Source organism: Geodermatophilus sp. SYSU D01106, assembly GCF_054049995.1.
This window is the reverse complement of sequence record NZ_JBJGYM010000026.1, coordinates 39834-63452: the sequence shown is the minus strand read 5'-3', so window position 1 is coordinate 63452 and position 23619 is coordinate 39834. Positions and strand designations below refer to the sequence as shown.

At 77.9% G+C, this 23619-nt stretch carries 19 protein-coding genes; 16 read left to right on the top strand and 3 right to left on the bottom strand.

Annotated elements, in window-relative coordinates:
- Nucleotides 1-192 precede the first annotated feature (192 nt).
- The 3 genes from ACI78R_RS20885 to ACI78R_RS20875 are packed head-to-tail and all read right to left on the bottom strand — an operon-like array spanning nucleotide 193 to nucleotide 5015.
- Nucleotides 193-2646 (bottom strand): transglutaminase family protein, encoded by a 2454-nt coding sequence (locus tag ACI78R_RS20885; RefSeq protein WP_457042132.1) that lies wholly within the window; start codon nucleotides 2644-2646, stop codon nucleotides 193-195.
- Nucleotides 2643-4028 (bottom strand): DUF58 domain-containing protein, encoded by a 1386-nt coding sequence (locus ACI78R_RS20880; protein ID WP_457042131.1) that lies wholly within the window; start codon nucleotides 4026-4028, stop codon nucleotides 2643-2645. Before ACI78R_RS20880 ends, ACI78R_RS20885 begins: the two co-directional genes overlap by 4 nt.
- Nucleotides 4029-4031: 3 nt before the next feature.
- On the bottom strand, nucleotides 4032-5015 hold the full coding sequence (locus ACI78R_RS20875) for an AAA family ATPase (RefSeq protein WP_245794831.1): 984 nt from the start codon (nucleotides 5013-5015) through the stop codon (nucleotides 4032-4034).
- A gap of 339 nt (nucleotides 5016-5354) precedes the next feature.
- On the opposite strand from ACI78R_RS20875, the gene mraZ reads away from it, so the two are divergent.
- The 16 genes from mraZ (at nucleotide 5355) to ACI78R_RS20795 (ending at nucleotide 23615) form a co-directional block, all read left to right on the top strand.
- The gene (mraZ, locus tag ACI78R_RS20870; protein ID WP_073422411.1) at nucleotides 5355-5789 is read left to right on the top strand and encodes a division/cell wall cluster transcriptional repressor MraZ; all 435 of its coding nucleotides are present in this window, start codon (nucleotides 5355-5357) and stop codon (nucleotides 5787-5789) included.
- Between the two features lie 449 nt (nucleotides 5790-6238).
- A complete protein-coding gene (gene rsmH / locus ACI78R_RS20865; protein ID WP_457042130.1) occupies nucleotides 6239-7264 on the top strand; it encodes a 16S rRNA (cytosine(1402)-N(4))-methyltransferase RsmH in 1026 nt (341 codons plus the stop codon).
- The gene (locus tag ACI78R_RS20860) at nucleotides 7261-7974 is read left to right on the top strand and encodes a hypothetical protein (protein WP_457042129.1); all 714 of its coding nucleotides are present in this window, start codon (nucleotides 7261-7263) and stop codon (nucleotides 7972-7974) included. The genes rsmH and ACI78R_RS20860 overlap by 4 nt, the downstream gene beginning before the upstream one ends.
- Before the next feature lie 2 nt (nucleotides 7975-7976).
- Entirely contained in the window at nucleotides 7977-10016 is a 2040-nt protein-coding gene (locus tag ACI78R_RS20855; protein ID WP_457042128.1) for a peptidoglycan D,D-transpeptidase FtsI family protein, read from the top strand.
- 88 nt (nucleotides 10017-10104) lie between these two features.
- Entirely contained in the window at nucleotides 10105-11649 is a 1545-nt protein-coding gene (locus tag ACI78R_RS20850; RefSeq protein WP_457042127.1) for a UDP-N-acetylmuramoyl-L-alanyl-D-glutamate--2,6-diaminopimelate ligase, read from the top strand.
- Nucleotides 11646-13073, top strand: a complete 1428-nt coding sequence (locus tag ACI78R_RS20845) for a UDP-N-acetylmuramoyl-tripeptide--D-alanyl-D-alanine ligase (protein ID WP_457042126.1) — start codon at nucleotides 11646-11648, stop codon at nucleotides 13071-13073. Before ACI78R_RS20850 ends, ACI78R_RS20845 begins: the two co-directional genes overlap by 4 nt.
- Complete coding sequence (mraY, locus tag ACI78R_RS20840; protein WP_073422416.1) at nucleotides 13070-14149, top strand: phospho-N-acetylmuramoyl-pentapeptide-transferase; 1080 nt, start codon at nucleotides 13070-13072, stop codon at nucleotides 14147-14149. The genes ACI78R_RS20845 and mraY overlap by 4 nt, the downstream gene beginning before the upstream one ends.
- Before the next feature lie 155 nt (nucleotides 14150-14304).
- Nucleotides 14305-15807, top strand: coding sequence for a putative lipid II flippase FtsW (gene ftsW, locus ACI78R_RS20835; RefSeq protein ID WP_457042125.1), 1503 nt, complete (start codon nucleotides 14305-14307; stop codon nucleotides 15805-15807).
- On the top strand, nucleotides 15804-16919 hold the full coding sequence (murG, locus tag ACI78R_RS20830) for an undecaprenyldiphospho-muramoylpentapeptide beta-N-acetylglucosaminyltransferase (protein ID WP_457042124.1): 1116 nt from the start codon (nucleotides 15804-15806) through the stop codon (nucleotides 16917-16919). Before ftsW ends, murG begins: the two co-directional genes overlap by 4 nt.
- Nucleotides 16909-18408 carry a UDP-N-acetylmuramate--L-alanine ligase gene (gene murC / locus ACI78R_RS20825; protein WP_457042123.1) on the top strand — a complete coding sequence of 500 codons (1500 nt, stop codon included), beginning with the start codon at nucleotides 16909-16911 and terminating at the stop codon, nucleotides 18406-18408. The genes murG and murC overlap by 11 nt, the downstream gene beginning before the upstream one ends.
- Entirely contained in the window at nucleotides 18405-19190 is a 786-nt protein-coding gene (locus ACI78R_RS20820) for a cell division protein FtsQ/DivIB (protein ID WP_457042122.1), read from the top strand. The genes murC and ACI78R_RS20820 overlap by 4 nt, the downstream gene beginning before the upstream one ends.
- Before the next feature lie 378 nt (nucleotides 19191-19568).
- Nucleotides 19569-20831, top strand: a complete 1263-nt coding sequence (gene ftsZ / locus ACI78R_RS20815) for a cell division protein FtsZ (RefSeq protein ID WP_073422419.1) — start codon at nucleotides 19569-19571, stop codon at nucleotides 20829-20831.
- A gap of 10 nt (nucleotides 20832-20841) precedes the next feature.
- Entirely contained in the window at nucleotides 20842-21573 is a 732-nt protein-coding gene (gene pgeF / locus ACI78R_RS20810) for a peptidoglycan editing factor PgeF (RefSeq protein ID WP_457042121.1), read from the top strand.
- Between the two features lie 22 nt (nucleotides 21574-21595).
- On the top strand, nucleotides 21596-22345 hold the full coding sequence (locus ACI78R_RS20805; protein WP_457042120.1) for a YggS family pyridoxal phosphate-dependent enzyme: 750 nt from the start codon (nucleotides 21596-21598) through the stop codon (nucleotides 22343-22345).
- Nucleotides 22345-23250 (top strand): cell division protein SepF, encoded by a 906-nt coding sequence (locus tag ACI78R_RS20800; protein WP_457042119.1) that lies wholly within the window; start codon nucleotides 22345-22347, stop codon nucleotides 23248-23250. Before ACI78R_RS20805 ends, ACI78R_RS20800 begins: the two co-directional genes overlap by 1 nt.
- A gap of 68 nt (nucleotides 23251-23318) precedes the next feature.
- On the top strand, nucleotides 23319-23615 hold the full coding sequence (locus ACI78R_RS20795; RefSeq protein ID WP_073422422.1) for a YggT family protein: 297 nt from the start codon (nucleotides 23319-23321) through the stop codon (nucleotides 23613-23615).
- The last annotated feature ends 4 nt before the right edge of the window (nucleotides 23616-23619 follow it).

Here is a 23619-nt window from a genome sequence, read left to right as displayed (position 1 = left end):
CCCCCCCCCCCCCCCCCCCCCCCCCCCCCCCCCGCGCGCCCCGCCCCCCCCCCCCCCCCCCCCGCCCGCCCCCCCCCACCACACGGCGAGGGTGGGTGGACCGGCGCCCGGGGGCAGGCGGACCGGGCAGGTCGACCGGGACGGCGGGGCGCCGACGGGGAGGGGGAGGACCAGGCCTGCGACGGCGGCCGGTCAGGCCGCGGGACGGCGGCGCGGGAGCCGGGCCCGGAGCCGGTCGGCGAACCCGCCGCCCAGCGCGTCGGCGAGCGAGGCCGGCCACAGCAGCGCCCGCAGCCGAACCCGCGCCGGCACCGCGGCGGCCAGGCCCCTGCGGGCGGCCCGGAGCGCCGCGACGGCCGACGGGTCGCCGGGCGCCGCGCCGGGGCGGCCGTAGCTGGCCGTCTCCTCCGCGCGGGCCAGCCGCTCGACCGCCTCGGCCGCGCCCGGCGAGCCCGCCCGGTGCGCCCCGGCAGTGGTCCCCAGCGTCCGGGCGAGGCCGGCCGCCTGCTGACGCGGCGTGCGCGCCGGGTCCCACGGCAGGCCGAGGTCGCGCGCGGTGGCGGCGAGCTCGTCCCACAGCGCCGCCGGGCCGCCGTCGTCGAGGCGCCGGCGCCGCTGCAGCGCGCGCACCCCGGCCGGGGCGCCCAGCAGCGCGGCCAGGCCCAGCAGCACGCCGGCGGCGACCAGCACCGGCCGGGCCGACCCGGGATCGCGGGACCCCGGCATGCCCGTCGTGATCCCGCCGCCGTCGACCCGGTCCACCTGCGGCGCGGGCACCACCGGCGCCGGGGCCGGCACCGCCGGGGCGCCGTCCGGCGTCGAGGCGTCCTCCTGCGGCGTCGGCCGCGGCGCCCAGGGCAGCTCGACGGCGCGGTCGGTGTCGATCGGGGTGGGGTCGAACGGGATCCAGCCGAGGTCGTCGAAGTAGACCTCCACCCACGCGTGCGCGTCGGAGCTGGTGATCAGCCGCTCGCCGCCGGGCTGGATGCGGCCGGGGGTGTAGCCCAGCGCCACCCGCGCGGGGATGCCCGCCTCGCGGACCATCGCCGCCATCGCCCCGGCGTACTGCTCGCAGTAGCCCTGCTTGAGCCGCAGGAAGTCGGCGAGGTCGTCGCCGGTGGTGCCCGGCGCGGTGGCGAGGCTGTAGACGAAGCCGTTCTCCCGGGAGAACCACCCGTGGATCGACCGGACGGCGTCGTAGGGGGTGGCGGCGCCCGCGGTCAGCTGGTCGACCAGGTCGGTGACCTCGGGGGCCAGCGGCGGGATGGCGGTGTCGCGCTCGCGCACCGGGTCGTCCGCGCGCAGCGGCCCGGCGGCGCGCAGCTCGTCCTCGCTCGGCCGCGGCTCCACCGCGGTCACCCGGTAGCCGGCCGAGGCGGTGGTGGTGTCGCGGCCGAAGACCGTGCCGGTGACCGGGTCGAACCGCCAGGCGTCGGGGTCGGCGATGTCCACGGTCAGCGGGGAGGTGAGCACGGGCAGGAACCGGTCGTCGTGGCCGACCGCGGTGATCGTGGCCTCCACCGGCCGGCCGTCGCGTCGCCCGGGCAGCGGCGCCAGCGGGTCGGGCTGGGCCACCGACGCCTCGCCGTCGAGGTTGCCCGTCGTCCAGCCGTCCTCGGCGGTGTACCGGTCGAGCGTCACCACGCGCAGGTAGCCGGGGTCGTCGACCGAGACGTCCACCCGCAGCAGGTCGATCGGCTCGGGGAGGGTGAGCTGGCCCTGCAGCGCGGCGGCCGGGTCCAGCGCCGTCCCGGTGGCGCCGCCGCCCCCGCCCGGGCCGAAGCCCGAGGCGAACCGGCCCTCGGGGAGGGTGGGGACGACGCTGCCGGCCACCAGCGCCACCACCAGCGCCGCGAGCGCGGTGCCCGCCGCGGCCGCGGACCCGGCGCCGTGGCCGCCCGCCCGGCCGGTGCGCGCGGCCAGCCGCCGGGACTGGTCGGCCCACAGCAACAGCGCCAGGCCCGCCGCCGGGGCGGCCAGCGCCCCCAGCCCGACGTCGCCGGTGACGGTGCTGACCGGCACGCAGAACAGCACCAGCAGGCCGAGCCCGGCCAGCGCCGGCTGCCGCCCGCCGACGGCGACCAGGTCGACGGTGACCGCGACCATCCCCACGAGCAGGACGGTCAGCGCCAGCAGCCCGGTCAGCGGCAGCGCGGGGGTGGCCTGCTCGCGGATCTCCGCCGACCCCGCGGTCAGGACGGCACCCAGCGACCCGAGGCTGCGCGGGGTCGGCAGCCACCCGCCGAGCGCCCGCGCCGGGGCGAACAGCCCCGTCATCAGGCAGGTGAGGGCGGCGAGCTGGCCCAGCGGGACCAGCGGCACGCCGAGGGCCGCGGCGCGCGCGGGCAGCGCGCGCCCGCCCGAGGCCCACGCCCACAACGCGGGGCCCGCCGCGCGCAGCGCCAGGCCGGTGAGCGCGACGACGGCGATCGCGGCGAGGGCCGGCGCCAGCCAGTCGGGCCGGGTGAAGACGGGGAACAGCGCGCACGCGCCGAGCGCGGTGGCGACGGCGGCGGCGACGGTCGTGCCGCCCTCGCGGCGCAGCGTCCCGGGCGGCCGGGGCGGCGCGGGGCGGCGCGCGACCGGGACGCGCGGCGGCGGGGCGGGCGCCGGGGGAGCGGCCGGCGGCGGCGCGAGCGCGGTCACGCCGGCACCCCGATCCCGCCGGCCCGCAGGCCCGCGCCGCGCTGGGCGGCGAGGTCGGCCCAGACCGCCTCGACGCCGCGGTCGGCCCCGGCGACGGCCACCTGCCAGCCCGCGCCGCGCAGCAGCGACGCCGACTCCTCCACCTGGGCGGCCAGGTGCGCCCGTGACGTCGCCGACAGCGAGCGGCGGCTGCGCCCGCCCGGGTCGGCCCAGCTCGCGACGTCGAGCAGGACCGCGACGTCGGTGTGCGGGCCGGAGCGGGCGGTGACCAGCTCGGCGAGGTCGTCGGGCCCGACCGCGCCCAGCAGCGCCACGACCGGGCCGTCGCCGGCCACCCGGTGCAGCAGGTCGGCGGCGGGCGCGAGAGAGGAGCCGCGCGCCGGGCCGAGCACGGCCAGCCGGTCGAGCAGCTCGGTGGGGCCGAGGCCCGCCGCTCCCTCACCGGGCGTGAGCTCGCCCTCGGGGGTGACCACCCGCAGCACGGCGCCGCGGCGGGCCAGCGAGCTGCCGATGCTGGCCGCGGCCTCGACCAGCCACTCGAGGCTGTCCGGCGGCGGGGACGGGTCGCCGGGCGGGCCGGGGACGGACGTGGCGGCGGGCCCGGGGCCGGCGGCCCGGGTGAGCAGGTGGGCGCGCACCCGGGTGTCGAGCAGCAGCGCCGCCTGCGCCCGCCAGGGCCGCTCCTCCATCCGCACCATGAGCTCGCCGGTGCGCGCGGTGGCCCGCCAGTGCACCTTGCGGAGGTCGTCGCCGTGCCTGTAGGCGCGGGTGCTGACGTCGTCCTCGCCGTGCACCGCGATCGAGCGGCGAGCGCCGTCCCCGCCGCCGCCGTGGCCGCCGGCGGGCCCGCCGGGGCCGAGCGGGCGCACCCGCGGGACGACGAGCAGCGGGGCGCCGTCGGTGCCGCTGGTGGTGCGCTGCACCAGGCCGAACGGGTCGACCAGCCGCAGCCGCAGCGGGCCCAGCCGGAACCGGCCGCGCCGCCCGCCGTGCACCCGGTAGGGCAGGGCCGCGGTGCGCCCGGCGGGCAGCCGCTCGACGACGAAGCCGGGGGAGCGGCCGGCGTCCTCGGGCAGCTGCTCGGACAGCAGCCACAGCCGGCCGGTGCGCCGGTCGGTGTTGGTGACCTCCAGCAGCACGTCGGCGTCCTCCCCGCGCGGCACGCGGGCCGGGGTGACCGTTCGCCGCACCGCCACGCGGAAGCGCTGCCGGGCCACCAGCACCGCCGACAGCAGCGGCAGCGCCAGCAGGAACACCGCGATCTGCACCAGCGGCCGCTCGCCGAGCAGCGCGCCGAGGCCGAGCAGCGTCAGGCCGGCGGCGACCAGGCAGCGGCCGCGCAGGGTGAGCGAGGTCAGCGCGCTCCGGAGCTGGCCCGCCACCGCTCAGCGCCCGCGCAGCACGGGCACCGAGCCGAGCAGCCCGGTGACGACCTGCTCCGCGGTGCGCCGCGCGGCCGCGGCGTCGGCGGTGAGCAGCAGCCGGTGGGACAGCACGGGCAGCGCCATCGCCTGGACGTCGTCGGGGAGCACGTGGTCGCGGCCGGCGAGCGCCGCGGCGGCGCGGGCGGTGCGCAGCAGCTGCAGGCCGGCCCGCGGGGAGGCGCCCAACCGCAGGTCGGGGGAGCGGCGGGTGGCCTCGACCAGGGCGACGACGTAGCGGCGGACGGCGTCGGAGACGTGCAGGGTGCCGACGGCGGCCACCAGGGCGCGGACGGTCGCGGCGTCGGCGACCGGCGTCAGCTCGGCGAGCGGGTCGCCGGTGCCGCGGTCGTCGAGCATGGCGACCTCGGCCTCGCGGTCGGGGTAGCCCATGGACACCCGCGCGGTGAACCGGTCGCGCTGGGCCTCGGGGAGGGGATAGGTGCCCTCCATCTCCACCGGGTTCTGCGTGGCCATCACCAGGAACGGCCGGGCCAGCTCGTAGCTGACGCCGTCGACGGTGACCTGCCGCTCCTCCATGCACTCCAGCAGCGCCGACTGCGTCTTCGGCGAGGCCCGGTTGATCTCGTCGGCGACCACGACGTTGGCGAACACCGCGCCCGGGCGGAACTCGAAGGCCCGCGTCTCCTGGTCGTAGATCGCCACGCCGGTGACGTCGCTCGGCAGCAGGTCGGGGGTGAACTGGATGCGGCGCACGCTCGCGTCGATCGAGGCCGCGAGCGCCTTGGCCAGCGTCGTCTTGCCGACCCCGGGCACGTCCTCGACGAGCAGGTGGCCCTCGGCGAGCAGCACGACCAGCGCCAGGCGGACGACGTCGGGCTTGCCCTGGACGACCCGGGAGACGTTGGCGGCGATCCGCGCGCCCTCCGCGGCGACGTCGACCGGCAGCCCCGCCGTCCCGTCCGCCGCACGCATGGTGTCGGTCACCCGGCCCACGGTACGTGCCCGCGGCGCGTCGGGAGCCCGTCGCGGACCGCCCCGTCCGGCTCCCCACCCGGGCGCGTCCCCGGCTCCACCCGCAGGCCCGCGGGCCGCTCCCGGCCCCCACCGCTCCCCCCCGGGCGCCCCACCGCGCCCCACCGGCCGCCCCACGCGCCCCGACCGGCCGCTGACCTGCGCGGGGAGGCGTGGGGAGAAGCGGTCACGACATGGTGTCGAGTGGTGTCCGGTGGGGCGTAGTGGGTTAGTGTGTGGCGCGGTGGGGAGCCAGGGCCCGTACCGGGTCCGCGGTGGACACGAGGAGGACCACATGGGGGAGGTGATCCGGTGTTCGTCGGCAACTACTCGTTGCGGCTCGACGAGAAGGGCCGGCTCGCACTCCCCGTCCGGTTCCGCGAGCAGGTGGCCGACGGCATGGTGATCAAGAAGGGCCAGGAGCGCTGCGTCTACGGCCTCACCATGGCCCGGGTCGCCGAGCAGAGCCGCGCCGCCGCCAGCATGGCCCCCGCCGACACCGCCGAGGCCCGCATGCGCGCCCGCCTGAGCTTCGGCTCGATGGTCGAGGTCGAGCCCGACAAGGCCGGCCGCATCACCATCCCCGCCAGCCTGCGCCAGTACGCCGGCCTCGACCGCGACGTCGTGGTGGTCGGCGTCGACACCCGCTTCGAGATCTGGGACCAGGCCGCGTGGGACGCCTACGAGGCAGAGCAGGAGGCGGTCTTCGCCGCCATGGAGAGCGAGGGGATGCCCACGCTCTCCTGACCCCGTGCCGCCGGTCGCCCGGCAGCCGCGCACCGTCGCGAGCCGTCTTCCCCGCGGCTCGACCGGATGCGGCCCGAACCGCCTTCCCCGCGGCTCGGTCCGCCGCAGCGGCACCGCGACCGGCACCCGGCCCCACCCCCCGCGGGGTCCTCCTGACGCACTTCCCCGGCGCCAGGCGGCCCTCGCGGGGGGTGGGGACCCCACTCCACCCCACCGGCCCCACGCCGCCCCACCGCGGTCGCCGTCCCCGCGCGACCTCCTCCGCTCAGGACCTCCTCCGCTCAGGCACCCCCTCCCCGCGGCCCGCGCCCGTCCCCGGCGCCCCACCGGTCGCGCGGCACGCCCGCCGAGCTCCCCCAGCCGACCCGCTGTCCGCGCCACCATGTGCAGCACGTGCGTCCCGGTGACGCCCGTCCCCGCGCGGGGAGCCCGACCCGAGGAGACCGACGATGACCACGCCCGAGCCCCCGCGGCCCGCGCCGCAGGACTCGGCGGCATCCACACCGCAGGACTCGGCGGCGCCTCCCGTGCACGTGCCGGTCCTCCTCGACCGCGTCACCGACCTGCTCGGCCCGGCCTGCGCTGCCGAGGGCGCCGTGCTGGTCGACGCCACCCTGGGCCTCGCCGGCCACGCGCTGACCCTCCTCGACGCCCACCCCGGCCTGCGGCTGGTCGGCCTCGACCGCGACCCGCACGCCCGCGCCGAGGCCGCCGCCCGCATCGCGGCCGCCGGCCACGCCGACCGCGCCACGCTCGTGCCGGCCGTCTTCGACGAGCTGCCCGACGTCCTCGACCGCCTCGGCCTCGACGAGGTGCACGCGGTGCTGTTCGACCTCGGCGTCAGCTCCCTGCAGCTCGACCGCGCCGACCGCGGCTTCAGCTACGCCGCCGACGGCCCGCTGGACATGCGCATGGACCCCGGCGCGCCGCGCACCGCCGCCGACGTCGTCAACACCTACTCCGCCGCCGAGCTCGCCCGCGTCCTGCGCGTCTACGGCGAGGAGCGGTTCGCCTCGCGGATCGCCGGCGCGATCGTCCGCGAGCGCGCCCGGGAGCCGTTCACCGGCACCGAGCGGCTCGCCCACCTGGTGCGCGACTCGATCCCCGCCGCCACCCGCCGCACGGGTGGCAACCCGGCCAAGCGGACGTTCCAGGCGCTGCGGATCGAGGTCAACGACGAGCTCGGCGTCCTCCGGCGGGCGCTGCCGGCGGCACTGGACGCGCTGGCGGTGGGCGGCCGGGTCGCCGTCATCACCTTCCACTCCCTCGAGGACCGGATCGTCAAGCAGGCCCTCGCCGAGCTCGCCACCGACCGGACCCCGCCGGAGCTGCCCGTCCGGCTGCCCGAGTACGGGCCGGTGCTGCGGCTGCTCACCCGCGGCGGCGAGGCCGCCTCGGAGGCCGAGGTGGCCGCCAACCCCCGGGCCGCCTCGGCCCGCGTCCGCGCCGCCGAGCGCATCCGGCGGGCCGCGTGAGCGCCGCGGCCCGCGCGTCCCGCGAGGGCGCCGCCCGCGCCGTCCCGCCGTCCCCGAAGGGCGCGACGGCGTCCCGGTCGGCGACGGCGAAGGCCACGACGGCGAAGACGGCGACGGCGAAGACGGCGACGGCGAAGACGGCGACGGCGACGGCGACCGGGACGCCGGCCAGGACGCCCACGGCGACCACCGGCTCCGGGCACGCCGCCCGGCCGCTGCGCGCCCTGCCCTCCCGGCCCGTCCGCACGCTGCCCTCCCGGCCGGTGCGCGCCGGGGCGACCCGCGCCACCGGGCCCGCGCCGCGCGTGCCGTCGGTGCCGGACCTGCGGCTGCTCACCGGCGGGGCGGGCCTCGCGCGGGCCACCGGCGCCCGCCGCGCGCCCTTCGTGCTGCTGGTCGTGGTGCTGCTGGTGGCCACCACCATCGCGCTGCTCGTGCTCAACACCGCCATCGCCGTGAACTCGCTGCGGGCGGGGGAGCTGCGCAGCGAGAACGCCGAGAAGGCGGAGGAGGTGCAGGAGCTCGAGCGGCAGGTCGTCCAGGGCGGCGCGCCCGCGCGGCTCGCCGCCGCGGCCGTGGCCGCCGGGCTGGTCCCCGCCGGCACCGCCGCCTACCTGGTCGTCGGCCCTGACGGCACCGCCACCCTGCGCGGCACCCCCGAGCCGGCGCCCGCGCCGGAGACCGCACCGCCCGCCGCGAACGGAGGCTGACCGTGGGCCCGAGCGACCCCCCGCGCGACCGCCGTCGCGACCTCCCGCGCGAGCGGCCCCGCGACCTCGGCCGCGACGGGGCGCCGTCCCCCCGCGGCGCCCGCGTCCCGCGCGCCGGCGTCCCCCGGGACGGCTCCCGCCCGGCCTCCGTCCCGCGCCCCGTGCCCTCCCGCGACGGCGCCCCGCGCGCCGGCGGCCCCCGCGGCGGCGGGGCGACCCGCTCCGGCGCGTTCGAGCCGCGGCGCCCCGCCGGCCGCCGGCACAGCGGCCGCGCGCTGACCGTCGGACCCGCCCGCCTCTGGTGGGGCCTGGTGCTCGTCGTCGTCCCGCTGCTGGTGGTCACCACCCGGCTGGTGTGGCTGCAGGGCGTCGACGGGTCCGACCTCGCCTACCGCGCCGAGCAGAGCCGGCTGGCCGAGTACCCGCTCTCGGCGCTGCGCGGGGCGATCCTCGACCGCGACGGCAACCCGTTCGCCTACACCGTCGACGCGTCCCGCGTGACCGCCGACCCGCAGGCCGTCGAGGACCCGGAGCGCACCGCGCTGGCCCTCACCGCGCTGCTCGACGTGCCCGTCGACGAGCTCACCGAGCAGCTCGGCGGCGACGGCCGCTACGTGGTGCTGGCCCGCCAGGTGCCGCCGGAGACCGTCGACGCCATCCAGGACCTGGGCCTGGCCGGCGTGCTGTTCGAGGACGACCCGGTGCGGCTGTACCCAACTGGGATGGTCGGCGGCCAGGTGGTCGGGTTCACCGGCCGCGACGGCACCGGCCTGGGCGGGGTCGAGCTGCGCTTCGAGGACACCCTCGCCGGCACCGACGGCGACCGGCGGGTGGAGGTCGGCAGCGGCAACAACCCGATCCCCGCGGGCATCGACGAGTCGACGCCGGCCGTCGACGGCAGCACCGTCGAGCTGACCCTCGACCAGGACGTGCAGTTCGTCATGGAGCAGCGCCTCGCGCAGGCGTGCGCCGACGGCGCCACCACCCGCGCCTCGGCCGTCGTCCTCGACGTGCACACCGGCGAGGTCGTGGCCATGGGCTCCTGCCCGGGCTACGACCCCGCGCAGGCCGGCCGCACCGACCCCGAGCTGCTCGGCAACCCCGTCGTCTCCGACGTCTTCGAGCCCGGCTCGGTCATGAAGGCGGTGACGCTGGCCGCCGCGCTCGAGGAGGGCGTGGCCGAGCCGGACACCGTGCTGAACGTGAACGGCCACATCCAGGCCGGCGACGTCGTCGTCACCGACGCCCACGACCACGCCCCGGTGGACTGGACGGTCACCGGCATCCTGGCCAAGTCCAGCAACGTCGGCACGATCATGCTGGCCCGCGAGGTGGGCGACGAGCGGCTCGAGGAGTACCTGCGGGCCTTCGGCGTCGGGGCGGAGACCGGCGTCGAGCTCCCCGGCGAGAGCGCCGGCATCCTGCAGGACTCCGCGGAGTGGACCGAGAGCCGCGCGGCCAACGTGCCGATCGGCCAGGGCGTCTCGGTGACCACGCTGCAGATGGCCTCGGTCTACCAGGCCATCGCCAACGACGGCGTGCGGATCCCGCCGCGGGTGGTCTCCTCGGTGACCGCGCCCGACGGCACGGTGACCACCCCCGACGCGCCCGAGCCCGTCCGCGTCGTCAGCGAGCGGACCGCCGACGACCTCGCCTACATGCTCGAGGCCGTCGTCGGCCCCGGCGGCACCGCGCCGCTCGCGCAGGTCGAGGGCTACCGGGTCGCCGGCAAGACCGGCACCGCGCAGCGGGCCAACCCGGAGTGCAACTGCTACGACGGCGGCGGCTACGTGACGACGTTCGTCGGGTTCGCCCCGGCCGACGACCCGCAGTACGTCGTGGCCGTCGACCTCGAGCGGCCCAGCAGCTCCGCCGAGGGCGGGCAGGTGGCCGCGCCGGTGTTCGCCGACGTCATGCGCCACGTGCTCACCGACGCCGGCGTCGTGCCGTCGGGCACCGCCCGCCCCGAGTTCGCGATCACCCGCGAGGACCTCACCGGGGCGGTGGCGGGCGGACCGCCCGGCGGGCCCGCCGGCGACTGACGCCGGACCCGCGCGGGTGCGGGCGGTGCCCGGCGCGCGGGGCGCGGGTGCGCGGGGCCGGACCGGTCCGCCGGTAGATTGGCCCGACGTGACCCCGACCGGAACCGGGTCGGTGCCCCGGCCCCGGGGGACCCGCCCGCAGCCCCTCGCCGCGCTCGCCGACCTCGTCGGCGACCCCGTCCAGGGCGACCCCGCCACCGAGGTCGGCGGCGTCACCCTCGCCTCCACCGAGGTGCGGCCCGGCGACCTCTACGCCGCCCTCCCCGGCGCCCGCACGCACGGCGCCCGCTTCGCCGCCGACGCCGCCGCCCGCGGCGCCGTCGCCGTCCTCACCGACCCGGCCGGCCGCGAGCAGGCCGCCGCCACCGGGCTGCCGGTGTGCGTCGTCGACGACCCCCGCGGCCGCCTCGGCGACGTCGCCGCCCGCGTCTACGGGGAGCCCGCCCGCCGGCTGCCGGTCGTCGGCATCACCGGCACCAACGGCAAGACGACGACGAGCTACCTGGTCGAGGCCGGCCTCGCCGCCGCGGGCCGCGGCACCGGGCTGATCGGCACCGTGCAGTCGCGCACCCGCGCCGGCGGCACCGAGACGGCGTTCCCCAGCGTGCGCACCACCCCCGAGGCCCCGGTGCTGCACGCGCTGCTGGCCACGATGGCCGAGTCCGGCGTGGACGCCGTCGTCATGGAGGTCTCCAGCCACGCGCTGGTGCAGGGCCGCGTCGGCGGGGTGCCCTTCGCCGCGGCCGGGTTCACCAACCTCAGCCAGGACCACCTCGACTTCCACCGCGACCTCGAGGACTACTTCCAGGCCAAGGCGCTGCTGTTCGACGGCCGCGCCGCGCGCGAGGTGGTCGTCGTCGACGACGACGCCGGGCGGCGACTGGCCGGGATGCTGGGGGAGCGGGCGGTCACCGTCTCCGCCGACGGCGCCGCCGCGCACTGGACCGCCACCAACGTCGCGCCCGCCCCCGACGGCGGCTCCACCTTCACCGTCAGCGGCCCCGGCGGGTCGTGGCCGGCCAGCGTGCGGCTGCCCGGCCGGTTCAACGTCACCAACGCCGTCCTCGCCGTCGCGCTGCTCGACGCGGTCGGCGTCCCGGTCGCCGAGGCGCTGGCCGGCATCGCCGCCACCGTCGTCCCCGGCCGCATGGAGCCCGTCGACGCCGGCCAGCCGTTCACCGCCGTCGTCGACTACGCGCACACCCCCGACGCCGTCGCCACCGCGCTCGCCGCGCTGCGCGCCGCCACCCGGGGGAGGCTGATCACCGTGCTCGGCTGTGGGGGAGACCGCGACCAGGGGAAGCGACCGGCGATGGGCGCGGCGGCCGCGGCCGGCAGCGACCTCGTGGTCGTCACCGACGACAACCCGCGCTCGGAGGACCCGGCCGCGATCCGCGCCGCCGTGCTCGCCGGCGTGCCGGCCGACCGCCGCGACGCGGTCGAGGAGGTCGGCGACCGCCGCGCCGCGATCGCGCGCGCGGTGGCGCTCGCCCGCCCCGGCGACACCGTCCTGGTGGCCGGCAAGGGACACGAGTCCGGGCAGGAGGTCGCCGGCACGGTGACGCCCTTCGACGACCGCGCCGTGCTGCGCGAGGTGCTCGCCGCGACGACCGCCGGGGCGGCCCGCCGGTGATCGCCCTGTCCCTCGCCGAGGTCGCGCAGGCCGTCGGCGCCCCGCTGCCGGACGGTGCCTCCGGCACGGTCACCGCCGTCACCCTCGACTCCCGCGCCGTCGGCCCGGGCGCGCTGTTCGTCGCCGTCGCCGGCGAGCGCGTCGACGGGCACGACTACCTCGACGCCGCCGCGCAGGCGGGCGCCGTCGCCGCGCTCACCACCCGCCCCGGCGGCCCGCTGCCGGCGCTCGTCGTCGACGACACCGTGGCCGCGCTCGGCCGGCTCGCCGCCGAGGTGCACCGCCGGCTCGCCGCGGCGGGCCTGCGGACCGTCGGCCTCACCGGGTCCTCGGGCAAGACCTCCACCAAGGACCTGCTCGGCCAGGTGCTCGCCGCCGCCGGGCCCACGGTGAGCCCGCCCGGCTCGTACAACAACGACATCGGCCTCCCGCTGACCGTCCTCGACGCCGACGAGGGCACCCGCTTCCTCGTCCTCGAGATGGGCGCCCGGGGCGTCGGGCACATCGCCCGGCTGTGCGCCGTCGCCCGGCCCGACGTCGGCGTCGTCCTCAACGTCGGCTCCGCGCACCTCGGCGAGTTCGGCTCGGCCGACGTCATCGCGCAGGCCAAGGGCGAGCTCGTGGAGGCGCTCCCCGGGACCGGTACCGCCGTGCTCAACGCCGACGACCCGCGGGTGGCCGGGATGGCGCCGCGCACCCGCGCCCGGGTGGTCACCACCGGCCGCTCCGCGGGCGCCGACGTGCGCGCCGCCGGCGTCACCCTCGACGACGCCGCTCGCGCCCGGTTCACCCTCGTCGCCGGCGGCGAGGAGCACCCGGTCGCGCTGCAGGTCGTCGGCGAGCACCAGGTGGCCAACGCGCTGTCCGCCGCCGCCGCCGCGCTGGCCCTCGGCATGACGCCGGCCGCCGTCGCCGCGGCCCTGTCGCAGGCCACGCCGCGCAGCCGCTGGCGCATGGAGGTCACCCGCCGGGCCGACGGCGTCACCGTCGTCAACGACGCCTACAACGCCAACCCCGAGTCCATGCGCGCCGCCCTCGCCGCGCTGGCCGGGCTGCCGGCCGGCCGGCGGGTCGCCGTCCTCGGCGGGATGGCCGAGCTCGGCCCGGACGCCGCCGCCGAGCACGAGCGGCTCGGCCGCGACGCGGTCGCCGCCGGGGCCGACCTGGTCGTCGCCGTCGGACCCGATGCGGTAGGAGTAGTCACGGGTGCCACGGCCGCCGGTGCCCGCCACGGGGAGGGCGGCGAGGCGGACGCCGGGACCTCTCCGGGCAGCACCGCCGTCGCGGTGCCCGACCGGGCGGCCGCTCTCGTCTTCCTCTCGGAGGTGCTGGTGCCCGGTGACGTCGTGCTGGTGAAGGCCAGCCGGTCCCACGGGCTGGAGGTCCTCGCCGCGGACCTGCTGGACGCCGGGGCAGGCGCGTGAAGTCCGTCCTCATCGCCGCGGCGTTCGGGCTGGTCCTCTCCATCCTCGCCACGCCGCTGGCCGTCCGGGCGTTCCGGCGCCGCGGCTTCGGCCAGGAGATCCGCGACGACGGCCCCGAGTCGCACCTGTCGAAGAAGGGCACGCCCACCATGGGCGGCACCGTCATCGTCGGGGCGACCGTGGCCGGCTACCTGCTCGCCCACCTGTTCCTCATCGGCCAGCCCGGGCGGGGGGTCACCGCCACCGGCCTGCTGCTGCTGTTCCTCATGGTGGGCCTGGGCACCGTCGGCTTCCTCGACGACTACCTCAAGATCCGGCACCGCCGGAGCCTGGGCCTCAACAAGACGGCGAAGCTCGTCGGGCAGCTGGTGGTCGGGCTGACCTTCGCGATCCTCGCGCTCAACTTCCCCGACGAGGCGGGGGTGACGCCGGCGTCGGAGTTCGTCTCCTACGTCCGCGACATCGAGCCGCTGTTCGTCAGCGCCGTCGGCTTCGTCGTCCTGGCCTACCTGTTCATCGCCGGGTTCTCCAACGCGGTCAACCTCACCGACGGCCTCGACGGGCTCGCCGCCGGCTGCTCGGCGATGGTGTTCGGCGCCTACGTCGTCATGAGCTTCTGGCAGTTCACCCACGACTGCGCCGCGGCCGCCGTCGACGGCTGCTACCAGGTGCGCGACCCGCTCGACGTCACGCTCGTGGCCGCCGCGGCGATGGGCGCCTGCCTCGGGTTCCTGTGGTGGAACACCAGCCCGGCGCGGATCTTCATGGGCGACACCGGCTCGCTGGCCCTCGGCGGGCTGATGGCCGGCATCGCCATCGTCACCCGCACCGAGCTGCTGCTCATCGTCCTCGGCGGGCTCTTCGTCGCGGTCACGCTCTCGGTGGTCATCCAGGTGGCCTTCTTCCGCGCCACCCGCCGGCGGGTGTTCCGCATGGCCCCGCTGCACCACCACTTCGAGCTCGCCGGGTGGGCGGAGAACACCGTCATCGTGCGGTTCTGGCTGGTCACCGGCATGGCCGTCGCCTTCGGGCTCGGCCTGTTCTACGCCGACTGGCTGTCCATCACCGGCCTGTGACGGAGGACCCCCTCGCCCCCCACCCCTCGCAGGCTCGGGGCGGGCCCCTGCGAGGGGGCCGTTCCAGCACGTTCCGGCGGCGCGCGAGCGGGGGACCGGCGCGACACGCGGGGGAGCTGACCGTCCGGCGCGCCGTCAGCGGCGACGATGGCGGGATGGACGGCCGCTCCGAGTCCACCCGCACGCGCCGCACGCGCCGCAGCGGCGTCCCGGTGGCGTCCGCGGGTCCCGCCGCGCGGGTGCGCGGGCCGGCCTGGCTCGACGGGCCGATGACCAGCTGCCACCTCGTCATCGGGGCGGCCGGTCTGCTGCTGGCCATCGGGCTGGTCATGGTCTTCTCCGCCTCGGCCATCGAGGCGGCGCTCGACGACCAGCCGGCCTGGCGCCCCGGCGTCGACCAGCTCGTCTTCGCCGGCCTGGGCCTGGTCGCCCTGCTCATCGCCGTGCGCCTGCCCGCCGGGCTGATGCGCCGCTGGTCGGGGATGGCGCTCGTCGCCGTCCTCGTGCTGCTCGTCGCCGTCCTCGTGCCGGGGGTCGGCGTCGAGTACAACGGCTCGCGCGCCTGGATCGACCTCGGCGTCACCGACTTCCAGCCCTCCGAGCTCACCAAGCTCGTCGTCGCCCTGTGGGGCGCGCACGTCCTCGCCACCCGCGGCCGCAGCCTGACGCTCAGGACGCTGCTCGTGCCGCTGCTGCCGGTCTTCGTGGTCATCAGCGCGCTGCTCATGCTCGAGCCCGACTTCGGCGCCGTCGTCAGCCTGCTGCTCGTCGTCTCCGGCCTGCTGTGGGCCGGCGGCCTGCCCGGGCGGCTGTGGGGCCTCGGCATCGCGACCGCGGGCACGGTGGGCTACCTGCTGGTGAGCAGCTCGGAGTACCGCTGGGAGCGGGTGACCGCCTTCCTGCACCCCTTCGACGACCCCACCGACACCGGCTTCCAGGCCATCCGCGGCTTCTACGCGCTGGCCAACGGCGGCCTGTGGGGCGTGGGCCTCGGCAACAGCGCCATGAAGTGGAACCTGCTGCCCGAGGCGGAGTCGGACTACATCTTCGCGATCATCGGCGAGGAGCTCGGCTTGCTGGGCTGCCTCGTCGTGGTCACCCTCTACGCGGTGCTGGCCTTCGCCGGCTTCCGGATCGCCAACCGCTCGGCCGACCGCTTCGTGCAGCTGGCCAGCGTGGCGATCACCGTCTGGCTCGTCGGCCAGGCGGCCATGAACATGGGCTACGTGGTGGGGGTCCTCCCGGTCACCGGGGTCACCCTGCCGCTGGTCTCCGCCGGTGGCACCTCGCTGGTGCTCACCCTCTTCGTCGTGGGGATCCTCATCCGCTTCGCCCGATCCGAGCCCGAGGCCATCGAGCACGCCCGCAGCCGCGACCGCGGCCGGCTGGCGCGCTGGCTGCTGCCCGTGCCCGCACACGCCGTCGACCCGGTCCGCCCGGGCCGCACCCGTCCCACCACCCGGGGGGAGGCGCCCGCCGACGGCCGCCCCCGCGGCCGCTCCGGTGAGCGCCCGCCGGGCCGCCGGCCCGTCGAGCCGCGCCCGGTGCGCCGGCCCGCCGAGGCCCGCGGCGCCGAGCGCCGGGTGCCGCCACCGGCCGCGCGCCGGCCCGAGCGGGTGCCCGCCCGGCCCGCCGACCGCCCGGGGCGGTCCCGGTGAGCGCGCCGACCGGCCGCCCGCCGAGCGTCGTCCTGGCCGGCGGCGGCACCGGCGGTCACATCGAGCCGATGCTCGCGCTGGCCGACGCGCTGCGCCGCCGCGACCCCGCCCCGCGGGTCACCTGCCTGGGCACCGCCCGCGGCATGGAGACCCGGCTGGTGCCCGCGCGCGGCTACGACCTGCGGCTCATCCCGCCCGTGCCGCTGCCGCGCAAGCCGACGCCGGACCTGCTGCGCGTGCCCGGGCGGGTGCGCCGCGCCGTCGCCGACACCCGCGCGCTGCTGGCCGAGCTGCAGGCCGACGTCGTCGTCGGGTTCGGCGGATACGTGGCGCTGCCGGCCTACCTGGCCGCCCGCCGCGCGGGGGTGCCGGTCGTGGTGCACGAGCAGAACGCGTTGCCGGGCCTCGCCAACCGCATCGGCGCGCGGATCGCCGCCCGGGTCGCGGTCACCGTGCCCGGCACGCCGCTGCACCGCGGCGAGCACGTCGGCATGCCGCTGCGCACCGCGATCAGCGGCCTGGACCGCGCCGGGCGCCGTGCCGAGGCCCGAGCCGCCTTCGGGCTGGACGCCGACCGGCCCACGCTGCTGGTCTTCGGCGGCTCGCAGGGCGCCGCCTCGCTCAACCGCGCCGCCGTCGCCGCAGCCGACGCGCTCACCGCCGCCGGTGTCCAGGTGCTGCACGCCCGCGGCCCCAAGAACACCGACGTCGAGGTGCCGGCGCGACCGGCCGGCGCGGCACCGTACGTCGTCGTCGACTACCTGGAGCGGATGGACCTCGCCTACGCCGCCGCCGACCTCGCGCTGTGCCGGTCGGGCGCGGTGACCGTGGCGGAGCTGTCCGCGGTCGGGCTGCCCGCCGCGTTCGTGCCGCTGCCCATCGGCAACGGCGAGCAGCGGCGCAACGCGCTGCCGGTCGTCGAGGCCGGCGGCGGGCTGATCGTCGACGACGCCGACCTGTCCCCGCGGTGGATCGAGGCCACCCTGCTGCCGCTGCTCACCGACCCCGCCGCGCTCGCCGGGTACGCCGCCCACGCCGCCGCGGCCGGGGTGCCCGACGCCGACGACCGGCTGGCCGACATCGTCCTGGAGGTGGCCGCCGGTGACCGCTGACGCGACCGCCGCCTGGACCGCGCCCGTCCCCGCCCTCGCCGACCTCGGCGCCGTGCACTTCGTCGGCATCGGCGGCGCCGGGATGAGCGGCATCGCCCGCATCCTGCTGGCCCGCGGCGTGCGGGTGTCGGGCAGCGACCGGCGCGACACCCCGACCCTGCTCGCCCTGCGCGCCCTCGGCGCCCGGGTGGAGGTGGGCCACGCCGCGGAGCACCTCGGCGACGCCGACTCCGTCGTCGTCTCCTCGGCGATCCGGGAGGACAACCCCGAGCTCGCCGCGGCCCGCGCCCGCGGCCTGACCGTGCTGCCGCGCGCGGTCGCCCTCGCCGCGGTGATGGCCGGGCGGCGCAGCGTCGCCGTCGCCGGCACCCACGGCAAGACGTCGACCACCTCGATGCTCACCGTCGCCGTGCAGGCGTGCGGCGTCGACGCGTCCTTCGCCATCGGCGGCAACCTCAACGAGTCGGGCAGCAACGCGCACGCCGGCGAGGGCGACGTCTTCGTCGCCGAGGCCGACGAGAGCGACCGCTCGTTCCTGCTGCTCGCGCCGCACGGGGCGATCGTCACCAACGTCGAGGCCGACCACCTGGACAACTACGGCGACCTCGCCGCCGTCGAGGCCGCCTTCGACCGGTTCCTCGGCACCGTCTCGTCCGACGGGTTCGTCGTCGTGTGCGCCGACGACCCGGGCTCCGCCCGGCTGCGCGGCGTGCCCACCCCGGCGCGGCTGCGCACCTACGGCACCGCCGAGGACGCCGACCTGCGCCTGGTCGACCTCGACGTGGGCCCCGAGACCACCGCCTGGACCGCGGTGCTCGACGGCGCCGTCGTCGGGCGGGTGCGCATCCGGGTGCCCGGGGAGCACATGGCCCGCAACAGCGCCGCCGCGCTGCTGGCCGGCCTCGAGCTCGGCCTGCCCGCCGACGGGCTGATGGCCGGGCTCGAGCGCTTCGGCGGCGTGCACCGCCGGTTCGAGCTCAAGGGCACCGCCGCCGGCGTGCGCGTCTACGACGACTACGCCCACCACCCGACCGAGGTGACCGCGCAGCTGCGCGCCGCCCGGGCGGTGGCGGGGGAGGGCCGCGTGGTCGTGGCCTTCCAGCCGCACCTCTACAGCCGGACCCGCGAGTTCGCGACGGCGTTCGGTGAGGCGCTGGGCCTGGCCGACGAGGTCGTGGTGATGGACGTCTACGGCGCCCGGGAGGACCCGGTGCCCGGCGTCACCGGCGCGCTGGTCGCCGACGCCGTCCCGCTGCCGGCCGGCCAGGTGCTCTTCGAGCCGTCCTGGTCCGCCGCCGCGCCGGCGCTGGCCGCCCGCGCCCGCCCCGGCGACCTGGTCATCACCATGGGCGCGGGCAACGTGTCGATGGTCGGCCCCGAGGTGCTCGCCGTGTTGTCCGGGGAGGCCGTGCCCTCCGGGGAGGCCGTGCCCTCCGGGGAGGCCGTGCCCTCCGGGGAGGCCGTGCCCGGCGGGGACGCCGGCCGGTGAGCCGCTCCGGCCGGACGACGGCCGACCGGGAGCGCGCCGCGCCGGTCGAGGTCGCCCGGCCGGCCCGCCGCCGGCGGCGCGACAGCCCGCGCGACCGGCGGCGCCGCCGCCTGCTCGCCGCCGCCGCGGCGCTGGCCGTCCTGGCGCTGGCCGGGTGGGCGCTGTGGGCGAGCCCGCTGCTGTCGGTGCGCGACGTCCGCGTCGACGGCGCGACCACGCTGACCGCCGAGCAGGTGGTCACCGCGGCTGGGGTGGCCGAGGGCACGCCGCTGCTGCGGGTCGACGTCGACGCCGCCGAGGCGCGGGTGGCCCGGCTGCCCCAGGTGGCCTCGGTGCAGGTGGCCCGCGGCTGGCCGGGCAGCGTCGTCGTCACGGTGGTCGAGCGGCGGCCGGTCGCCGTCGTCGAGGAGGCCGGCACGCGCTCGCTGGTCGACGCCACCGGTGTGCTCTTCGACACCGTCACGGGCGAGTCGCCGGCCGGCGTCGTGCCCCTCGACGTCCGCTCGCCCGGGCCCGACGACCCCGCGACCCGGGCCGCGCTCGGCGCGCTCGTGGCGCTGCCCGGCGACGTCCGCGACCGGGTCACCGGCGCCGTGGCCCGCACCGCGGACGAGGTCACGCTGACCCTCGACGACGGCACCGTCGTCGTCTGGGGCGGCGGCGAGGAGGCCGAGGACAAGGCCGCGGTGCTCGCCGCGCTGCTGGCCGAGGTGGAGTCCGGTGAGCTGGAGCCGGCGGCGACCGTCGACGTCAGCGCGCCGGACGCCGTCGTCCTCCGCTGACGAGGTCTCCTGCCCGGCACGGGCGTCGCGCTGTGTGCGTGCCCGCCTCCGCACCGCTGACCGACCGGCGCGCCGCCGACACGCCCACATCCGCGACACGCCCGACACGGCAGATCGGTACGGATCCGTCCACGGACGTCGACGGCCGCGGGTCTCGACCTCGGATCGAGGGATCCGGCAGGCGGGTCGTCACCGGCTGTGGTGCAGATGTGACCAGCGGGTCGTGGGAGATCGGTGAGTTCCGGGACTCGCGACACGCCGGTGCGGGGAGGGTGCTTGATGGTCCCGACGCGCCCCACCTAACTTCGTCCGCGTCGACCCAGTTGACATAACACTAAGTCTCCACTTGAGGATGAGGGTCGAGGTCGGGAGCCCCACATGACACCTCCGCACAACTACCTCGCGGTCATCAAGGTCGTCGGCATCGGCGGCGGCGGTGTGAACGCGGTCAACCGGATGATCGAGGTCGGTCTGAAGGGGGTGGAGTTCATCGCCATCAACACCGACGCCCAGGCGCTGCTGATGAGCGACGCCGACGTCAAGCTCGACGTCGGCCGCGAGCTCACCCGCGGCCTCGGCGCCGGCGCGCAGCCCGACGTCGGCCGCCAGGCCGCCGAGGACCACCGCGAGGAGATCGAGGAGGTGCTCAAGGGCGCCGACATGGTCTTCGTGACCGCCGGCGAGGGCGGCGGCACCGGCACCGGCGGCGCGCCCGTCGTGGCCTCGATCGCCCGCAAGCTCGGCGCGCTCACCATCGGCGTGGTCACCCGCCCGTTCTCCTTCGAGGGCAAGCGGCGCGCGGTCCAGGCCGAGTCCGGGATCGAGGAGCTGCGCAACGAGTGCGACACGCTCATCGTCATCCCCAACGACCGGCTGCTCCAGCTCGGCGACCGCAACGTCAGCGTGATGGACGCCTTCCGCACCGCCGACCAGGTGCTGCTCTCCGGTGTCCAGGGCATCACCGACCTGATCACCACCCCCGGCCTGATCAACCTGGACTTCGCCGACGTCAAGTCGGTCATGTCCGGCGCGGGTTCGGCGCTCATGGGCATCGGCAGCGCGCGCGGCGACAACCGGGCGCTGCTGGCCGCCGAGCAGGCGATCGCCAGCCCGCTGCTGGAGGCCTCGATGGAGGGCGCTCACGGCGTCCTGCTGTCGATCTCCGGCGGCTCGGACCTCGGCCTGTTCGAGATCAACGAGGCCGCCTCGCTGGTGTCGGACGCGGCGCACGCCGACGCCAACATCATCTTCGGTGCGGTCATCGACGACGCCCTCGGCGACGAGGTCCGCGTGACCGTCATCGCCGCGGGCTTCGACGGCGGCCGGCCCTCGGCCCGCAAGGACGCGGCGGCCACCCCGGCACTGCCCACCCCGCCGGCCACCGGCCCGAGCCGGCTGCCCACCCCGCCGGTGGCGCCCGCGCCGTCGGCCGGCCTGCCGCGGGCCACCGGTGAGCGGCTGGTCGGCACCCCGCCGCCCGCGCCCGCCGCCCCGGCCCCCGCGCCGGTGCGCTCTGCCGGCATCACGGTGCCGCCGCTGCCGCCGGTGCAGAACGGCGGCCCGGCCGCCCAGGGGCGCCGTCCGCTGGGCAACGAGGACTTCGAGGAGGAGCTCGACATCCCGGAGTTCCTCCGTCAGTGACGGACCGAGCATGAGCGAGTCCCCGGCCGCCCCGCCGGCGGTGCGCCCCCGACGGGTGGTCACCGACCGGCGGGGCGGCCGCTCGCGTCCGCCCTACGACGCGTTCAACCTCGGCGTGCACGTCGGCGACGACCCGGCCGACGTGGCCGCCAACCGCGAGCGCCTGGCCCGCGAGCTCGGCGTGCCCGGCGACCGGCTGGTGTGGATGGACCAGGTCCACGGCACCGGGGTCGCCGTCGTCGACGGCCCGGTCGAGGGCCCGCTGCCGGCCACCGACGCCCTCGTCACCCGCACGCCCGGTCTGGTGCTGTGCGTGCTGGTCGCCGACTGCGTGCCGGTGCTGCTCGCCGACCCGGTCGCCGGCGTCGTCGCGGCGGTGCACGCCGGTCGCGAGGGCGTCCGGCAGGGCGTCGTCCCGGCCACCCTCGCCGCCATGGCCCGTTTGGGCAGCCGGCCGGGTGACACCACCGCGCTGCTCGGCCCGGCCGTGTGCGGCGCCGACTACGAGGTGCCGCGCGCCATGCAGGCCGAGGTGGCCCGCGTGGCGCCCGCGGCCGCCGTCCGCACGCGGAGGGGCACCCCCGGCCTCGACCTGCGCGCCGGCCTCGCCGAGCTCCTGACCCGCGCCGGCGTCGCGCAGGTCGTCCACGACCCGCGCTGCACCGTCGAGGACCGCCGGCTGTTCAGCCACCGCCGCGACGGCGTCACGGGGCGCCAGGCGGGCGTCACCTGGCTCGGCTGAGCCGGCGGGCAGGATCGGGGGCATGAGCACCCCGGCCCAGCGCCTGGCCGCCGTCCGGCAGCGGATCGCCGACGCCGCCCGCGCCGCCGGCCGCGACCCGGCCGGCGTCGCGCTCCTGGCGGTCAGCAAGACGTGGCCGGCCGACGACGTCCGGGCGCTGGCCGCCCTCGGGCAGACGGCGTTCGGGGAGAACCGCGCCCAGGAGCTCACCGCCAAGGCCGCGGAGCTCGCCGACCTGCCGCTGGAGTGGCACTTCGTCGGCCAGCTGCAGCGCAACAAGGCGGCGGCGGTCGCCCGGACCGGCGCCGTCGTGCACTCCCTCGACCGGGCGCCGCTGGCCCGCGCGCTGTCGCGGGCGGGGGAGGAGCGCGGCACGCCGGTCGGCGTCTTCGTGCAGGTCGACCTCGGCGGCGCGGCGGGGGAGCTCGCCGAGCGCGGCGGGGTGGCCCCCGAGGACGTCGCCGCGCTGGCCGACGAGGTGGCCGAGCTGCCCGGCCTGCGGCTGCGCGGGCTCATGGCCGTCGCGCCCCGCGGCGAGGAGCCCGGCCCCGCCTTCGCCCGCCTCGCGGAGCTCGCGGCGCGGCTGCGCGCCGACCACCCCGGCGCGGACGAGCTGTCGGCCGGCATGAGCGGCGACCTCGAGGAGGCGATCGCGGCCGGCGCCACGCTGGTGCGTGTCGGAACCGCGCTCTTCGGCTCGCGGCCCCTAACCTCCCCCCGAGTCACACCAGTCACAGGGGCCCCACCCGGGGCGCCGGAGGAGGTCGTCTGATGGCCGGGGCCATGAAGAAGATGGGCATCTACCTCGGGCTCGTCGAGGACGACGACGCGCGCGCCTACGGGCGCTACGACGCCCGCCAGTCCGACCACCACGACCGGTACGACGACGGCTACGACGAGCGGTACGACGACGGCCGCTACGACGACGCGCGCTACGACGACCGCCGCCCCGCCCGCGCCGAGGGCCGGTACGAGGGCCGCTACGACGACCGCTACGCCGGCGGCACGGGCTACTACGACTCGCTGACCGGCGACCCCGGCTACGACGAGCGCCACGCCGACCGCCACCTCGACGAGCGGCGTGACGACCGGCGTGACGACCGGCACCGCGACGGGCGCCCCGAGCCGGCCCTCGCCCCGGAGCCCGCCGTGCTGCGCCGCGGCGGGGCGACCCGCCTGGGCCTGGCCACCCCGCCGCCGGCGGGCGTCGCCTCCGGCCCCGTGCCGGCCGCGGCCGAGGTGCGCACGGCGTCCCCGGCCGGCGCGCGCCTGGGCACGGTCGGCGGCACGGTCGGCGGCGCGGGCACCGTCGGCGGCGGCACGGCCGGCGCCTCCGCCGGCCTGGCCGCGCGCGAGGCGGTCGCGGTCGCCGAGCCCGCGCCCGAGCCGGTCAAGCAGCCCTACCGGATCACCACGCTGTGCCCGAAGACCTACAACGAGGCGCGGGCCATCGGCGAGGCGTTCCGCGAGGGCAGCCCGGTGATCATGAACCTCACCGACCTCGACCACGCCGACGCGCGGCGGCTCGTCGACTTCGCCGCGGGACTGATCTTCGGGCTGCGCGGTAGCATCGAGCCCGTCACGGCCAAGGTGTTCCTGCTCAGCCCGCGGGACGTCGACGTGACGGCCGAGGACAAGGCGCGGATCCGCGAGGGCGGGTTCTCCGCCGAGTCCTGAGCCGTCGGCCGGGGCGCTGCAGCGTAGGCACTCACGGCACCGCAGGTGCCCCGGGACGAGCGAGGACAGTGGCTCTCTTCTGGCAGATCGTCTCGTCGATCCTGCTCGTCTTCCTCATCCTCCTGTTCGCGCGCTTCGTCGTGGACTGGGTGATGGTGCTGGCGCGCAGCTGGCGTCCGTCCGGCTTCGTCGCCGCGGGGCTGGAGGTCGTGTACGCGACCACAGACCCGCCGCTCAAGGCGATCCGGAAGGTCATCCCGCCGCTGAACCTGGGGTCCATCCGTCTCGACCTCGCCTTTATGGTGTTGTTGATCGCCGTCTACATCCTGCGGAGCATCACGTCCGGGCTCGCCCTCACCGCGTGACCGA

Excerpts from the sequence above, each read along its gene's own strand:
- rsmH (WP_457042130.1), top strand. The coding sequence starts at position 6,239 with ATGACCACGCCCGAGCCCCCGCGGCCCGCGCCGCAGGACTCGGCGGCA.
- ftsW (WP_457042125.1), top strand. The coding sequence starts at position 14,305 with ATGGACGGCCGCTCCGAGTCCACCCGCACGCGCCGCACGCGCCGCAGC.
- ftsZ (WP_073422419.1), top strand. The coding sequence starts at position 19,569 with ATGACACCTCCGCACAACTACCTCGCGGTCATCAAGGTCGTCGGCATC.
- pgeF (WP_457042121.1), top strand. The coding sequence starts at position 20,842 with ATGAGCGAGTCCCCGGCCGCCCCGCCGGCGGTGCGCCCCCGACGGGTG.
- ACI78R_RS20805 (WP_457042120.1), top strand. The coding sequence starts at position 21,596 with ATGAGCACCCCGGCCCAGCGCCTGGCCGCCGTCCGGCAGCGGATCGCC.
- ACI78R_RS20800 (WP_457042119.1), top strand. The coding sequence starts at position 22,345 with ATGGCCGGGGCCATGAAGAAGATGGGCATCTACCTCGGGCTCGTCGAG.